The following is a 15,082-nucleotide window of genomic DNA, read 5'->3' as shown; positions in this document are numbered from 1 at the left end:
CCGCACCCACCGACAGGAGAGTCACCCCACCATGTCCGGGACCAGCCCCGAAGCCCCGCCGACCGCCGGTGCGCCGTCGCACGACGGCGCACCGCTGATCGACGCCGAGGAGGACCTGACCCCGGCACCGCAGCTGGCCGCCGCCCGCCGGCGGCTGCGTACGCACCCCGCGCTGCTCCTCCTCGGCATCGTCCTCGCCTCCCTCAACATGCGGGCCGCGCTCGCGGGCGTTTCACCGCTGCTCGGTGAGATCGGCGAGCACTTCGGGCTGAACGCGACCGCGGGCAGCCTGGTGACGGTGATCCCGCTGGTCTTCATGGGGCTCGGCTCCTACGTGGCGCCGAAGCTGGCCGGGCGCTGGGGTACCGAGACCGTCCTGTTCAGCGCGCTGGTACTGCTCTGCGCAGGCATCGTCGTACGCGTCGCGCCGCCGCTGGTGGCACTGTTCGCCGGCTGCGCGCTGGTCGGCGCGTCCATAGCCCTGCTCAACGTGCTGATGCCCGGCCTGATCAAGCGGGACTTCCCCGACCGGGCCGCGCCCATGACCGCGCTGTACTCGACGGCGATGATCCTCGGCGCCACCGTTTCGGCGGCCACCTCCGTGCCCCTGGAGAACGCGCTCGGCAGCTGGCAGGGCTCGCTGGTCTCCTGGGGGCTGCTCGCCGCGGTGGCCGCGCTCGTGTGGATTCCGCAGGTGGTCCTCGCACGGCGCGGCGCGCGGCACGGGGAGGCCGCCGCGACCCCGAAGCACAGCGTCGAGTCCGGCCCGAAGCTCGGCCGCTCACCGCTGGCCTGGCAGGTCACGCTCTTCATGGGCTCGCAGTCGCTGATCGCCTACGTGGCCATCGCCTGGCTGCCCACGGTGTTCACCGACCACGGGATGGACAAGGCGCAGGCCGGACTGGTCTTCGCGTTCAGCACGCTGCTGCAGATGGCCGGTTCGTTCGTGGTGCCGGTACTGGCCGGGCGGATGCGGCGGCAGCGGCTGCTGGCGGCGTGCGTCGCGCTGCTGATGGCGCTCGCCTGCACGGGCCTGCTCGTCGCCCCGGTGGCCGGGGCATGGGTGTGGGCCGCGCTGCTCGGCATCGGGCAGGGCGGTGCGCTGGGCCTGGCGCTGACGATGATGGTGCTGCGGGCCGGCGATCCGCACACCGCCGCACGGCTGTCCGGCATGGCACAGACGTGGGGCTATCTGCTCGCCGCCGTGGGCCCGTTGGCGCTGGGCGCGGTGCACGAGGCGACGGGCGGCTGGACGCTGCCGATCACGCTGCTGCTCGCCGTCTGCGCGGCGCTGGTACTGCTGGGGCTGGGCGCCGGGCGGGACCGCCGCATCGGCGCCTGAGCCCCGTTACCGCCGTCCTGTGGCGTGCTCCCGCGCTCCTGTGGCGTGGTACCGCGCTCCCGTTGCACCGCGCGCAGCGTCGCCCCGTACACCGCGCGCGCCAGCCGGGCGCCCCAGAGGGAGCGCGGCCCCGCGAAGTCCTCTACGTGCTGCCCCGGTTGCGGTACGGGCGCGGCGACGCACACCGCGTCCGTGGGGGTGCCCGACGCGTCCAGGCCGTGGTCGAGGAGGGCCTGCACCTTCGCCTCGGTCGCCGTCATCACGGAGTTGACCAACGCGGCGTCGGAGAGGGCCACGGGCAGCGTGACGAGGATGTTGATCGTGCCGGGGCGGTAGGCGCCTTCCGCGGCGCCCGGTGTCCTGCCTGCGGCGCCCGGTGCCATGTCCGCGGCGCCCGGTGTCCTGCCTGCGGCGCCCGAAGTCCTGCCTGCGGCGCCCGGTGTCATGTCTGCGGCCCAGCCGTGCACGCCTGTTCCCGCCGTGACGAGCGCCTGTGCGCCCCCTTCGCACGCCGACGAGCGGGTGCGCAGGATGTCCGCGGCCGTCATCATGCCGACGCCCGGACCCGTCGCCCCGACAGCAGCGGCTATCTCCGCGAGGTGCGCCTGTGGATCGCGGCGCGTATAGCCGTGCGCAACCTGGGCGTTGAGCACCCAGGAGCGGATCCCGATGCCGCCGCCGAGCACCGCGCTGGAGATCATCCGGTGGCCCGGGCCCGGTCGCCACAAGAGGGCGGGGAGGAACTGGCCGTCCGTGGTGTCGCGGTGCCGCACGGTGCGCACCGGGAGCGGCGGGATGAGCGTGGTCACCCACGCACCCTACGGTCTGGCCTACCGTGCCCTCATGAGCGATGTGCACGATACGCAGCACTCCGGTGACCGGCGCCGCACACGCCTCACCCGGAGGGCGTGGCTTCTCCTGATCGGCGGCGCCGTTCTCGTCGTCGGTCTGGTCCTCCTCCTGGTGCTCCTCCCCGGGGACGAGCGGCCGGCGCGGGCCGAGAAGCTCACCCTCCCGGAGGGCCGGCGGGCCTCCCAGGCGTACGCGGCCGTCGACAAGGTGCTCCACGTCGCCGCGGGGACCACCGAGAAGGCCGCCAAGAAGGCCGCCACGGGTCGCAATCCGGCGAAGCGGCTGCGCCTCCCGGCCGAGGCGAAGGGCAACCCGGAGGGGTACCTCTACCCGGCCACGTATCCGATCGACGAGGACACCACCCCGAAGAGCCTGCTGTCCTTCATGGTGAACACCGCGCGCCAGAGGTACGCGGCGGACGGCCTGCCGCCGACGGCCCGGCCCGGGGGCCTGAGCGCGTACGAGACGGTCGTGGTGGCCTCCGTCGTGCAGGCCGAGGCGGACACCCCGCAGGACATGGGCAAGGTCGCCCGAGTCATCCGCAACCGGCTCGACAAGGGAATGCCGCTCCAGATGGACTCGACCCTCAACTACGGACTGGGCCGGTCCACTCTGCGCACCAGCCACGCGGACACCCGTACGGACAGCCCGTACAACACCTACCGGCACAAGGGGCTGCCGCCGACGCCGATCGGCAATCCGGGCCAGGACGCGACGCGGGCCGCGATCTCGCCCCCGAAGGGCGACTGGCTGTACTTCGTCACGGTCCGGCCCGGCGACACCCGCTTCACCGCCGACTACGAGGAACACCACAAGAACGTCCAGGAGTTCAACGAGGCCCAGGAGGGGAGCCGGTAGGCCGCCCCTTCTGGTGCAGCGGGGGGGGCCGCCCCCTTCTGGTGCAGCGGGGCCTACTCCTCCCCGGCCAGCGTCAGCGACTTGAGCCGGCGGGCCGCGTACCAGGTCGCCGCGCAGGTGACCACGACGAGCAGCACGACGGCGGGCACGAGGCCCACGTCCGAGGTGACCGCACCCTCGGCGCCCGCCTTCTGGGCCAGCGCGAGTGCCCACTGCTGGACGCTGAGGGTGCGTGCCCCCGGTACGAGGTTGCCGAAGACCGCTTCCCAGACCAGCGCGTAGACCAGCCCGATGACGACGGCGTGCCGCGTGACCGTGCCGAGGAACAGGAAGAGAGCGCTGTAGGCGACGGAGGCGACCGCCGCGGCGAGCGCGTAGGCGACCGCGAGCTGCTGGCTGTTGCCGTTCAGCACGAAGCCCGCGATCAGTACGGGCACGGCGGTGAAGACGACGCTCACGCCGGTCGCGACGAGCAGCTTGGTGACGATGACCGTCGACCGCCGTACGGGCTTGGACAGGAGATACACCACCGAGCCGTCGTCGATCTCCGGGCCGATCGCGCCCGTACCGGCGATCACGCCGATCAGCGGCACCATCGTGGCCAGCGCGAAGCCGCCCAGGACGGTGTTGGCCGTGGTGTCGTCGGCGCCGGTCAGCGCCCGTACGGCAATGGCGATGACGAGCAGCAAGACGGGCAGCGCAAAGAGGACGGCGGCGCGGCGGCGGCCGAGCAGCGCCCGGTAGGTCAGCCGGGCGACGGTGGGATGGACGAGCGATGACATCGCGTCAGGGCTCCTTTCAGGTCGTATGCGACCGCTTCGGTACGGCTTCAGGCCGCTACGAGATAGGAGAAGACCGATTCCAGCGACTCGTCCGAGGGCGAGACGGCGAGGAGCCGGATGCCGTGGTCCCGGGCGACGCGCGGCAACAGGGTGGTGAAGCGGCCGAAGTCGACGGCCTGGATGCGCAGCGCGCCCTCTTCGAGGTCGACCTCGATGCCGGACGTCGAGGGGTCGGCGATCAGCGCGGCGGCCAGCGCCCGGTCGTCGTCGGACCGTACGAGGTAACGGTGCGGCCGGTCCGTCATCAGCCGGCGGATCCGCCGGAAGTCACCGGAGGCGGCGTGCCGGCCGGCCACGATGACCTCGATGTGGGACGCCAACTGCTCGACCTCTTCGAGGATGTGCGAGGAGAACAGCACGGTGCGGCCCTCGTCGCCCATCCGCCGCAGCAGCTCCATCAACTGCATGCGCTGGCGCGGGTCCATGCCGTTGAACGGCTCGTCGAGCAGCAGCACGGACGGCTCGTGCACCAGCGCGGACGCCATCTTCACGCGCTGCCGCATGCCCTTGCTGTACGTCGAGATGCGGCGGTCCTGGGCGTACTCCATGTCGACGGTGGCCAGTGCGCGGGCCGCCTCCTTGCGGCCCAGACCGTGCAGTTCGGCATTGGCCAGTACGAAGTCGCGCCCCGTGAGGAAGTCGTACATGGCCTCGCGCTCCGGCACGATGCCGATGTCACGGTAGATCGACTCGTTGCGCCAGACCGTGCGGTCGTCGAGCGTGACGGTGCCGCTGGAGGGCGGCAGGAAGCCGCCCATCATGTTGAGCAGCGTGGACTTGCCCGCGCCATTGGGGCCGAGCAGACCGGTCACTCCGGGCGCGATGGTCATCGTGATGTCGTTCACGGCAACGACATTTCCGAACCAGCGGGAGACGTTTTCCATCTTGACCGTGGTCACAGTCCGGCCTTTCGGTAGCGGCGCATCAGGAGGGCGAGCGAGCCGGCGATGACGCCCAGCACGACGAGGAGGTAGACGAATCCGGCGCCCGTGGACGGGCCGATCCCGTTGGGGGCCGACGACGTCGCGCCCAGAAAGGCGCTCTGCACGCCGTCGATGAGGGTGATCGGGGAGAACAGCCCCAGCCAGCCGATGACCTCGGTGTTGCCCTGGGCGAAGGAGATGCCCTGCATGGCGCTGACCGCGGCGTACGGGATGGTCAGTACGGCGATGACGGCGGCGACACCGAAGCCGCGGCGCGGCGTGAGCGCGGCGATGACCAGCCCGATCGCGGCGAAGAGCAGCGAGAGCAGGGCCACCGACACCAGCCCCTGGGCGAACCCCTTCGTCTGCTCGGCGAAGTCGAGTTTCGCCAGCAGCGCGCCCACGTACAGGATCAGCAGCGGCACGGCGGTGAGGAGGAACAGCGCGCCACTCATCGCGGCGTACTTGGCCGCTACGTAGTCGGCGCGTTCGATCGGCCGTGAGAAGTACAGCGGCACGGTCTTGAAGCGCAGGTCGCGGGAGACCGACTGGGGTGCCTGCGCGGCCAGGAAGAGGCCGATGACCGCCTGGAGGTAGACCGCGTAACGCGTGTAGTCCAGGGGCAGGTCGCGCGCCTTGGTGAAGATCGTGACCGCCACCAGGATCGCGGCCGGTACGCACATCACCGCAAGCAGGATCATCGGCAGCACCTTCGTGCGCGCCGAGCGGCCCAGCCCGTAGGCGCCGCGCAGGCTCTGCGAGAAGAGCGAGCGGCGGGCGTACGCGCGTCCCAGCCGGGGGCCGTCGTAGTGGCGGTAGCCGATGTCGTGGATCGAGGCGGCGGGGCCCGGGCCGCCCGTGGGGGCCGTGGTGGACTCAGGCATCGGGGGCTCCTGCGGGGGCTGCTTCGGGGGCTGCGGGGCGCGCGTCCGTACGGTCCGGGGCGGCGTCACGGCCGCCCTCGTGGGCGCTTTCGTGGTCGCGGAAGACCTCCGCGATGCGGTGCCGGCGCTGTTCCATCCGGACCAGGCCGAGGCCGAGCTCCGCGACGGTGTCCCGGACCAGGTCGTACGTCTCCTCGCCGGCGGCCTCGACGTACAGCAGGCGGCCGGTCGCGGCCGGGTGCCCTTCGCCGGGGCCGGCCGCGGGGCCGGTCACCGCGCCGGCGGCCGTCAGGGCCTCGCGCAGCGCGCGCAGCCCGTCCGGGTGCGCGTCGGAGTCGGTGACCTCGATGGCGAGCGAGGTGGTGGCCTGGGTGAACTCGTCCGTGGCCGAGGAGCGCAGCAGCTTCCCGCCGTCGATCACGACGACGTGGTCGCAGGTGCGCTCCAGCTCACCGAGGAGGTGCGAGGTGACCAGCACGGAGATGCCGAAGTCGCGGTGGACGCGGCGGATCAGGCCGAGCATCTCGTCGCGCCCCGCCGGGTCCAGGCCGTTGGTGGGCTCGTCCAGGAAGACCAGCTGGGGATCGTGGACGAGCGCCTGGGCCAGCTTGACGCGCTGCTTCATGCCGGTGGAGTAGCCCCCGATGGGGCGGTAGCGCTCTTCGTAGAGGCCGACGTGGCGCAGGGTGTCGGCGGTCCGCTCCCGGGCGGCGGTCGGCGGCAGACCGGACATCCGCGCCATGTGGACGACGAACTCGGTCGCCGAGACGTCCGGTGGCAGGCAGTCGTGCTCGGGCATGTAGCCGACCCGCTCGCGGATGGCGCCGCCTTCGGTGGCCACATCCAGGCCGAGGACCGCGGCGGTGCCTTCGCTGGCGGGCGACAGGCCCAGCAGGATCTTGATCAGGGTGGACTTTCCGGCGCCGTTGGCACCCACCAGGCCGGTCACGCCGGGGGCGATGTCAACGGAGAGCCGGTCCAGGGCGGTCACCCGCGGGAACCGCTTGCTGAGGCTTTCGGTCGCGATCACAGTCACACGGTCGACGCTAGTGTCACGCGCCACACCGGGCGTCACCCCAGACGGCTGGATGTCCGTCCGACTCCAGGCGTAGCGCCCCGTAGGGGGTCCTGCGAGGGGCTGAGGAGTTTTCCACAGGCCGGCGACGGACTCTTGACGCAGCCGCCGACCATTGTCACATTCATCAGTGTCAAGTTACGCGCACGTACCGCAACGGAACGGTTGGCGATGACCACGACCACAGCAGCGACCACCACCGCGACCAAAGGCCCGGCCGCGGAGCTCAGCGGGTTCAGGGAGGTCCAGCGGCTGGCGTACGCCTGCGCCGAGGCGGTGGCCGCGCAGCTGAAGCCGGGGGTGACCGAGCGCGAGGCGGCCCGCATGCAGCGCCACTGGCTGCGCGAGCGGGGCGTCACGGACTGGTTCCATCTGCCCTTCGCCTGGTTCGGCGACCGCACGGCCTTCGCGAACTTCCGCGTACCGCTGCAGTTCTTCCCGACGAACCGGGTGCTGGAGCCGGGGATGCCCTTCATCCTCGACATGGCCCCGGTGTACAAGGGCTACACGGCGGACATCGGGTACTCCGGCTGCCTCGGCCTCAGCCCGCTGCACGACCGGCTGCTGGCCGACCTGGAGGCGCATCGCGAGCTGATCCTGCGCGAGGTGCGCGAGCGCCGGCCGCTGCGCGAGATATACGAGGACGTCGAGCGCCTCATGGTCCGCCAGGGATATGCGAACAGGCATCGCGCGTACCCCTTCGGCGTGATCGCCCACAAGGTCGACCGAGTGCGTGAACGCCGCTGGTCGCCCACGCTGTTCGGCTTCGGCACCCAGTCGCTCAAGGGCCTGGCGTCCGACGCGCTGCACGGTCACCGCGAGGGCTGGTCCCCGCTGTGGAGCCCGTACCGCTTCTCCGACCATCCGCCGCAGCCCGGGCTGTGGGCGGTCGAACCACACCTCGGATTCCGGGGCATCGGCGCGAAGTTCGAGGAGATCCTGGTCGTCACCGACTCCCGGGACCCCGAGGAGAGCGCCTTCTGGCTGGACGACGATCTGCCGCATGTGCGGCGCTGGCAGGAGGAGAAGGCGGCGTGAGCAGGGCACATGAGGAGAGCGGGGAAGCGATCATGAGTACGGGACTCGAGGGCGCGCGGGAGCGCTGGGTCCGCACGGGCGGCGTGGAGCTGTGCGTGGCGGAGCTGGGCGATCCGTCCCGGCCCACGGTGCTGCTGGTGCACGGCTATCCGGACAGCAAGGAGGTCTGGTCGCGGGTCGCGCCGCTGCTGGCCGAGCGCTTCCATGTGGCGCTGTACGACGTCCGGGGCTGCGGCCGGTCCACGGCGCCGCAGCCGCTGCGCGGCGGGTACACCCTGGAGAAGCTGACCGACGACTTTCTGGCGGTGGCCGACGCCGTCAGCCCGGACCGGCCCGTCCACCTGGTGGGGCACGACTGGGGTTCGGTGCAGTCCTGGGAATTCGCGACGGTCGAGCGCACGCAGGGCCGGATCGCGTCCTTCACCTCGATGTCCGGCCCGTCCCTGGACCACTTCGGGCACTGGATCAAGAAGCGCATGGTCCGGCCGACCCCGCGCCGCGCGGCCCAGCTGCTGAACCAGGGCGCCAAGTCCTGGTACGTCTACATGCTGCACACCCCGGTGCTGCCCGAGCTGGCCTGGAAGGGCCCACTGGGCAAGCGCTGGCCGAAGATCCTGGAGCGCGTCGAGAAGGTCCCTGCCGGGGAGTACCCGACCGCGTCCCTGCCCACCGACGCCGCGCACGGCGCCTGGCTGTACCGGGACAACGTCCGGTCCCGGCTGCGCCGCCCGCGCGCGGACGCGTTCGCGCACTGCCCGGTCCAGCTCATCACCCCGACCGGCGACGCCTTCCTGTCGGAGCGGCTGTACGACGAGCTGGAGCAGTGGGTCCCGCGGCTCACCCGCCGCACGCTGCCCGCCAAGCACTGGGTGCCGCGGACCCGCCCGGACCAGCTGGCCGCCTGGATCGAGGAGTTCGTCACCGCCAAGGAGGAGGGCGATCCGGCCAAGGAGGCCGTCCCGCGCGGGCGGTACGCGGACCGGTTCGGCGGCAGCCTGGTGCTGGTGACCGGCGCGGCGAGCGGCATCGGGCGGGCCACGGCGTTCGCGTTCGCCGAGGCCGGCGCGCGGGTGGTCGCGGTGGACCGCGATGCCGAGGGGGCGGCCCGTACGGCGGATCTGGCGCGGCTGATCGGGGCCGGCGCCGCCTGGTCGGAGGCGGTGGACGTCAGCGACGAGGCGGCCATGGAGAAGCTCGCCGAGAAGGTCGCCGCCGAGTACGGCACGGTCGACGTCCTGGTGAACAACGCCGGCATCGGCCTGTCCGGCTCGTTCCTGGAGACCACCTCCGAGGACTGGAAGAAGGTCCTGGACGTCAACCTCTGGGGCGTCATCCACGGCTGCCGGATATTCGGCCGGCAGATGGCCGAGCGCGGCCAGGGCGGCCATATCGTCAACACCGCCTCGGCCGCGGCGTTCCAGCCCTCCAGAACGCTGTCCGCGTACAGCACGTCCAAGGCGGCGGTGCTGATGCTCAGCGAGTGCCTGCGCGCCGAGCTGGCCGGGCAGGGCATCGGGGTCAGCGCGATCTGCCCCGGCCTGGTGAACACCAGCATCACCGCCACCTCCCACGTCACCGGGGTCTCGGCCGAGGAGGAGCAGCGCCGCCAGTCCAAGGCCGCGCGCCTCTACGGCCTGCGCAACTACCCCCCGGAGAAGGTCGCCGACGCCATCCTGCGCGCGGTGGTCCGCAATCAGGCGGTCGTGCCGGTCACCCCCGAGGCGCGTGGCTCCCGCGCCCTGTCCCGCTTCGCCCCGCGCGCCCTGCGCGCGCTGGCCCGGATCGATCCGCTGTAGGCGTCGTCCCGGCCCCGGCCGGGAGGGGCTGGGGCCCGTCGCCGCGGCGTGGCAGGCCCCCGGGTGGCGAGAGTCGGCCGGGGCGTTACGGCGCCGCCGCACGCGGTCGTACCATCCCTCGCAGGAAGGGTCGCTGCGCAGGGCCGCCCGGTACCACGCGTACTCCCCGGCCGTCCGGGCGGCGCGGGCACGGTGGGCGCGCGGCCATCTCGTGAGGAGCACCGCATTGACCGAGCAGCACAGCCCCGCGGCCGAGTACCGCATCGAGGAGCTGGCGCACCGGAGCGGCACCACGGTCCGTACGATCCGCGCGTACCAGGACCGTGGGCTGCTGCCCAAGCCGGAGCGCCGGGGCCGGGCGAACGTCTACGCCGACGCGCACCTCGCCCGGCTGCGGCAGATCTCGGACCTGCTGGACCGCGGGTACACCCTGGCCAGCATCAAGGACCTGCTGGAGGCGTGGGACGCGGGTCGGGGGCTGAGCGGGGTGCTGGGCCTGGTCGCCGAGATCGACGGGCCATGGACGGACGAGGAGAGCGGCCGGATCTCCCGGGAGGAGCTGAACGCGGCCTTCGGCGGCAGCCCCGACGAGGCGGCGGTGGCCGACGCGGTGGAGCTGGGGGTGCTGGAGCCGGTGCCGGGCAGCACGGAGGAGTTCCTCGTGCCCAGCCCGCAGGAGCTCGCGGTCGCGGCCGAGCTGCACTCCGCGGGCGTGCCGCTGCCCGCCATCTCAGGTCATCTGCGGGAGCTGCGGGTGCAGGTGGAGCACATAGCCTCGCGCTTCCTGGACTTCACCACCGAGCATGTCTTCCACCAGTACCTCGACCACCCGCCGAGCGACGCCGAGGCGGAGGAGGCGGCGGACCTCGTCCGCCGGCTGCGGCCGCTGGCCCAGCAGACCGTGGACGCCGAACTCGCGCGCGCCATGCGGACGTTGGCGAGCCGCTATCTGCGTCATCAGCTGCACAGCGAGCCCCCGGAGCGGCACGCCGCGGCCGAGCAGGTGGCACTGCCGGCCGCCACGGTGCAGTCCGTCCGCGACCTCGTCGGCCCGGCGGGCGTCGCGGCCTTCGTCGCCGCGGCCACCGAGCGCGAGGTGAGCGCCCGCCGGATGGACTCCCTGGTCACGCACGCCGACCGCACGGGACCCATCGGCCCGGCGGCCGGCTGATGAGAGGCCCGGGCCCCGTCCGTTTCACGTGAAACATCCGCCGTGCGGATGCCCCGCCGCAGGCCCGTAGATCTCCTCTACAGCCCGGGCGCTCCCCACACCGGGAACCAACGGCTCAGGTCCTTCTCCACGGTCAGATCGTCACCGAGCAGGGACCGAACCTGGAGTTCGAGCGGGTTGTCGCGCTTCTCGCCGGAGCCGGGGAGCGGGGCGAAGGGATAGAACGTGCCGCGCTTGTAGAGGTAGACCAGCGCCAGTGAGCGGTCCCGCTCGTCCCGGAAGCCGATCAGCGAGCAGAGCAGCTGCGGCCCGAAGCCGCCGTCCTGGAGCGAGGTATTGACCGCGTGCAGGTCGTTGACCAGGCCCGCGGTGTCCTCCGCGGCGTGCCGGGCGAGCAGCCAGGTGTAGCCGTACTGGTCCTGGCTGAACTCCACCGGCGGGCCGAGCAGCGCCCGTACATCGGCCCGGATGCGGGCGAACGCCCCGCCTTCGACGCTCGCGAAGCAGACCGACCCCCGGCCGGTCGGCGTGAACCCGGTCGCGGCCTGCAGGGTGATCGCGGCGGACGGCAGCGCGAAGAGCTGGTCGAGGTCGGGGCGCACCGCCTTGCTGCGGCCGAGGATCACGTCCAGAAAACCCATCGAATGGCTCCCGGGGGCGAAGGGGCGGGAAGGGCGGTGGGAAGCGCGCCAGGTGCGGCTTCCGATCCGCTCATGGGCGGCCCAGCTGCGCGGAGATGCGGCCGAGCTGGTCCAGGCGCTGTTCCAGCGTCGGGTGGGAGGAGAGCAGCTGGACGGCGTTCTCCTTGGAGAACGCCGGGGCGAAGTAGAACGCGTTGAACGGCTCGGCCTTGCGCAGGTCGCGGGTGGGAATCCGCGCCATCTGGCCGGTGACCTTGGTGAGCGCGGCGGCCAGCGCGGACGGCCGCCCGGTGAGCAGGGCGGCGGCCCGGTCGGCCGACAGCTCGCGGTAGCGGGACAGCAGCCGGGTGAGCAGGAAGCTGAGGACATAGACCACCGCGCTGACGACCGTGACGATCACAATGGCGAGGGCGGCGTTGTTGTCCCGGTTGCTGCGCCCCACGCCGCTCCAGAGCGCCGCCCGGGTGATGATCCCGGCCAGTACGCCCAGGAACGAGGCGATGGTCATCACCGCCACGTCGCGGTGGGCGACGTGCGACAGCTCGTGCGCGAGCACCCCCTCCAGCTCCTCGGGCTCCAGCCGCCGCAGCAGCCCGGTGGTGGCACAGACCAGGGAGTTCTTCTGGTTGCGCCCGGTGGCGAAGGCGTTCGGTACGTCGGTGTCGGCGATGCAGACCTTCGGCTTGGGCATGTCCGCGAGCGCGCACAGCCGGTCCACGGCGCCGTGCAGTTCGGGTGCCTGCTCGGGGGTGACCTCGCGCGCGCCCATGGCGAACGCCGCGATCCGGTCGCTGAACCAGAACTGTCCGATGAACAGCGCGGCCGAGATCAGCAGCACGAACAGCCACGCGCCCTTGAGCAGCACCACCAGCACGCCGACGACCACGACGTACAGCAGGCCGATGAGGAACATCGTCACGACCATGCGCGAGGTCAGCCCGCGGTCCGGGGCGAATCGGGTCTGTGCCATGAGGTCCTCCAGCCGGACGGTCCAGCCGACCGTCCGCACGACGACGCCTCTGCCCCGATTCTCCCTCTTGATTCCCCTTTGGTTCCTCTTGGCGGGGAAAAGGGCCTTGATCGTTCTCTGACACGGGGCACCCGGCCCATGCACCGCCCTCAGCAGGGCGCGCGTCCGCCTGCGCCCCTAGCCCGCCAGCTGTGCCATGCCCTCCGCCGCGATCCGCTCGAACACCGACAGGTCCGCGGCGAAGATCGTGTCGTCGATCGGCCAGTGCAGGACGATCTCATCGATGCCCAGCTCACCATGGCGCCCGGCGAAGTCCACGAACGCGTCGACGGAGTCCAGCGGCCGGTCCGGGGTGAAGCCGGTCAGCAGGGTCTTCGGCAGCTTCCCGGCGTCCCGGCCGACGGCCTCGCACGCCGCGCCCAGCTTCTCGATCTGCCCGGCGATCGCGGCGTGCGACTGCTCGGGCGTCCCGGCGGCGGACACCTTCGGGTCGCCCGTGGTGACCCACGCCTGGCCGTACCGCGCCGCCAGCCGCAGCCCGCGCGGCCCGGTGGCCGCCACCGCGAACGGCAGCCGCGGCCGCTGCACGCACCCGGGGACGTTGCGGACCTCGTGCGCGCTGTAGTGCTCGCCCTCGTAGGTGACCGCGTCCTCGGTGAGCAGCCGGTCCAGCAGGGCGACGAACTCGGCGAAGTGATCGGCGCGTTCGCGCGGGGTCCACGGCTCCTCGCCGGCTCCCAGCAGGGCGTAAGCATCGAAGCCGTTGCCGCCCGCGCCGATGCCGAGCGTGATCCGGCCGTCGCTGATGTCGTCCAGCGAGATCAGCTCCTTGGCGAGGGTGACCGGGTGCCGGAAGTTGGGAGAGGTCACGAGGGTGCCCAGCCGCATACGGGAGGTCGCGGCGGCGGCCGCGGTCAGCGTGGGCACCGCACCGAACCACGGCCCGTCCCGGAAGGGCACCCGCCAGGAGAGATGGTCGTAGGTGTACGCGGCGTGGAAGCCCAGCTCCTCGGCGCGCTGCCACACCTCCCGCCCGCCTTCGGACCAGCGGCGGACAGGCAGGATCACGGTGCTCAGTCGCATGTCACCGAGCCTACGGTGGACACGGACCGAGAGCGCGTAAAGCTCATGCGGGCAACCCAACGCACGCCTGTGCGCGCATATGCGGGAAGATGGCCTGGTGACTGATGGCCCTGTGACAGACGATCCCGCCTCCGAGCCACCGCTGCCCGGCCGCCGCACCCGGCTGATCGCCACGGACCTCGACGGCACCCTGCTGCACGACGACAAGACCGTCTCGGACCGTACGATCGCCGCGCTCGCCGCCGCCGAGGAGGCCGGCATCGAGGTCTTCTTCGTCACCGGCCGGCCGGCCCGCTGGATGGACGTGGTCAGCGACCATGTGCACGGACACGGCCTGGCAATCTGCGCCAACGGCGCCGCCGTCGTCGACCTGCACCGCGGCCGCCGCATCGTCGAGGTCCGCGCGCTGGAGCGGAGCGCGGCGCTCGGCGTCGTGGAGGCGCTGCGCGCCGCGGCACCGGGTACCTCGTTCGCCGTCGAGCGCACCGGCGGCATCCACTACGAGCCGCAGTACCCGCCGTTCCACCTCGACCCGGGCGCGCTGATCGCGCCCGTCGAGAAGCTGCTGGACGACGGGTTCGAGAAGGCGGGCGAGCCCGTCCTGAAGGTCCTCGCGCACCACTCCGAGCTGGACCCGGACGCCTTCCTCGCGCTGGCCCGCGAGGCCGCCGGGCACCTCGCGTCGTTCACCCGGTCCAGCCCCACCGCGCTGCTGGAGATCAGCGGCGCGGGCGTCAGCAAGGCCGGCACGCTCGCCCGCTGCTGCGCCGAACGCGGCATCGCGCCGCACGAGGTGGTCGCGTTCGGCGACATGCCGAACGACCTCGAAATGCTGACCTGGGCGGGGACGTCGTACGCCATGGCCAACGCGCATCCGGACGTACTGGCTGCGACCACCCACCGCACAGCAGCCAACAACAACGACGGCGTCGCTCTCGTCATCGAACGTTTGATCGACAAACTGTTGAAGGAACGATCCGGCGGCTGACCCACCGGTGCTGCCGGGCCGCACAGCTGTACTACCGCCCCGGCAGCACCCCGCACCCGTACCGCCGGCCGGTCAGCGCGTCACATTCGTACGCCGCGTCCGCGCAGCCAGTGGAGCGGCTCGATCGCCTCGTCGGTATCGGGCCCGCGCCGCACCTCGAAGTGCAGATGCGGCCCGGTGGAGTTCCCGGTGTTCCCGGACAGCGCGATCGGCTGCCCGGCGCGTACCCGCTGCCCCGGGCGCACCAGTACCGCCGAGAGGTGCGCGTACTGCGTGTACGTGCGCCCGCCGTGCCGCACCACCACGCTGATCCCGAACGGGCCCCCGCACTCCACCGCCGTCACCCGGCCGCGGCCCACCGACCGTACGGGCGTGCCGACCGGCACCGCGAAGTCCTGCCCCGTGTGGCGGTGCGACCAGTGCGCACCGGCGCCGCCGTACGAGGCCGACAGCGCGTACCCCGTCACCGGCCGGATCCACCCCCGCGCGGGCGCGGCAGCGGGCGCCAGGAGCCCGGCGGCCGACGCCACCCGGTCCGGCGGCCCGGCGCAGCCGCCGGACCCGGCAGCGCCCGTCACCAGCCGCCACAGCCGCCCGCGCGCCCGGTCCAGGCTGCGCC

The 15,082-nt window shown here is 72.3% G+C and carries 14 protein-coding genes and 1 pseudogene; 6 read left to right on the top strand and 9 right to left on the bottom strand.

Annotation, left to right across the window (positions count from 1 at the left end):
• The first annotated feature begins 31 nt into the window (after positions 1-31).
• The gene (locus tag CCS38_RS08995) at positions 32-1,342 is read left to right on the top strand and encodes a CynX/NimT family MFS transporter (protein ID WP_223732670.1); all 1,311 of its coding nucleotides are present in this window, start codon (positions 32-34) and stop codon (positions 1,340-1,342) included.
• 20 nt (positions 1,343-1,362) lie between these two features.
• Here CCS38_RS08995 and CCS38_RS08990 read toward each other — a convergent pair.
• Positions 1,363-2,151 (bottom strand): annotated as a pseudogene (locus CCS38_RS08990) (adenosylcobinamide amidohydrolase); the annotation flags it as partial.
• A gap of 34 nt (positions 2,152-2,185) precedes the next feature.
• Between CCS38_RS08990 and mltG the strand changes: the two are divergent.
• Positions 2,186-3,052, top strand: coding sequence for an endolytic transglycosylase MltG (gene mltG / locus CCS38_RS08985; RefSeq protein ID WP_223732668.1), 867 nt, complete (start codon positions 2,186-2,188; stop codon positions 3,050-3,052).
• A 53-nt stretch (positions 3,053-3,105) separates the two neighbouring features.
• On the opposite strand, the gene CCS38_RS08980 is transcribed toward mltG, so the two are convergent.
• The 4 genes from CCS38_RS08980 to CCS38_RS08965 are packed head-to-tail and all read right to left on the bottom strand — an operon-like array spanning position 3,106 to position 6,731.
• Entirely contained in the window at positions 3,106-3,834 is a 729-nt protein-coding gene (locus tag CCS38_RS08980) for an ABC transporter permease (RefSeq protein ID WP_223732667.1), read from the bottom strand.
• Positions 3,835-3,881: 47 nt separating this feature from the next.
• The gene (locus CCS38_RS08975; protein ID WP_263301853.1) at positions 3,882-4,778 is read right to left on the bottom strand and encodes an ABC transporter ATP-binding protein; all 897 of its coding nucleotides are present in this window, start codon (positions 4,776-4,778) and stop codon (positions 3,882-3,884) included.
• An 11-nt stretch (positions 4,779-4,789) separates the two neighbouring features.
• The gene (locus tag CCS38_RS08970; protein ID WP_223732665.1) at positions 4,790-5,701 is read right to left on the bottom strand and encodes an ABC transporter permease; all 912 of its coding nucleotides are present in this window, start codon (positions 5,699-5,701) and stop codon (positions 4,790-4,792) included.
• The gene (locus CCS38_RS08965; protein ID WP_223732669.1) at positions 5,694-6,731 is read right to left on the bottom strand and encodes an ABC transporter ATP-binding protein; all 1,038 of its coding nucleotides are present in this window, start codon (positions 6,729-6,731) and stop codon (positions 5,694-5,696) included. Before CCS38_RS08965 ends, CCS38_RS08970 begins: the two co-directional genes overlap by 8 nt.
• Before the next feature lie 216 nt (positions 6,732-6,947).
• Between CCS38_RS08965 and CCS38_RS08960 the strand changes: the two genes are divergently transcribed.
• From CCS38_RS08960 to CCS38_RS08950, 3 genes are all read left to right on the top strand, one after another.
• Positions 6,948-7,814, top strand: coding sequence for a M24 family metallopeptidase (locus CCS38_RS08960; protein WP_223732664.1), 867 nt, complete (start codon positions 6,948-6,950; stop codon positions 7,812-7,814).
• Positions 7,815-7,846: 32 nt separating this feature from the next.
• Entirely contained in the window at positions 7,847-9,610 is a 1,764-nt protein-coding gene (locus tag CCS38_RS08955; RefSeq protein ID WP_223732663.1) for an SDR family oxidoreductase, read from the top strand.
• A 226-nt stretch (positions 9,611-9,836) separates the two neighbouring features.
• Complete coding sequence (locus CCS38_RS08950; RefSeq protein WP_223732662.1) at positions 9,837-10,781, top strand: MerR family transcriptional regulator; 945 nt, start codon at positions 9,837-9,839, stop codon at positions 10,779-10,781.
• Positions 10,782-10,858: 77 nt separating this feature from the next.
• Here the strand turns inward: CCS38_RS08950 and pspAB are convergent, their stop codons facing one another.
• The 3 genes from pspAB to CCS38_RS08935 form a co-directional block, all read right to left on the bottom strand.
• A complete protein-coding gene (pspAB, locus tag CCS38_RS08945; RefSeq protein WP_223732661.1) occupies positions 10,859-11,422 on the bottom strand; it encodes a PspA-associated protein PspAB in 564 nt (187 codons plus the stop codon).
• A gap of 70 nt (positions 11,423-11,492) precedes the next feature.
• Complete coding sequence (gene htpX / locus CCS38_RS08940; RefSeq protein ID WP_223732660.1) at positions 11,493-12,392, bottom strand: zinc metalloprotease HtpX; 900 nt, start codon at positions 12,390-12,392, stop codon at positions 11,493-11,495.
• Between the two features lie 177 nt (positions 12,393-12,569).
• Positions 12,570-13,475 carry an LLM class flavin-dependent oxidoreductase gene (locus tag CCS38_RS08935; RefSeq protein ID WP_223732659.1) on the bottom strand — a complete coding sequence of 302 codons (906 nt, stop codon included), beginning with the start codon at positions 13,473-13,475 and terminating at the stop codon, positions 12,570-12,572.
• A 79-nt stretch (positions 13,476-13,554) separates the two neighbouring features.
• Between CCS38_RS08935 and CCS38_RS08930 the strand changes: the two genes are divergently transcribed.
• Entirely contained in the window at positions 13,555-14,463 is a 909-nt protein-coding gene (locus tag CCS38_RS08930) for a Cof-type HAD-IIB family hydrolase (RefSeq protein WP_372457027.1), read from the top strand.
• 80 nt (positions 14,464-14,543) lie between these two features.
• Here the strand turns inward: CCS38_RS08930 and CCS38_RS08925 are convergent.
• On the bottom strand, positions 14,544-15,082 hold a 539-nt coding region (locus CCS38_RS08925), incomplete at its 5' end, for a M23 family metallopeptidase (RefSeq protein WP_223732657.1).

This window comes from Streptomyces purpurogeneiscleroticus (genome assembly GCF_020024005.1).
Classification (GTDB): Bacteria; Actinomycetota; Actinomycetes; order Streptomycetales; family Streptomycetaceae; genus Streptomyces; species Streptomyces purpurogeneiscleroticus.
The sequence above is the reverse complement of the archived record's forward strand: the minus strand, read 5'-3'. Positions and strand labels throughout refer to the sequence as shown.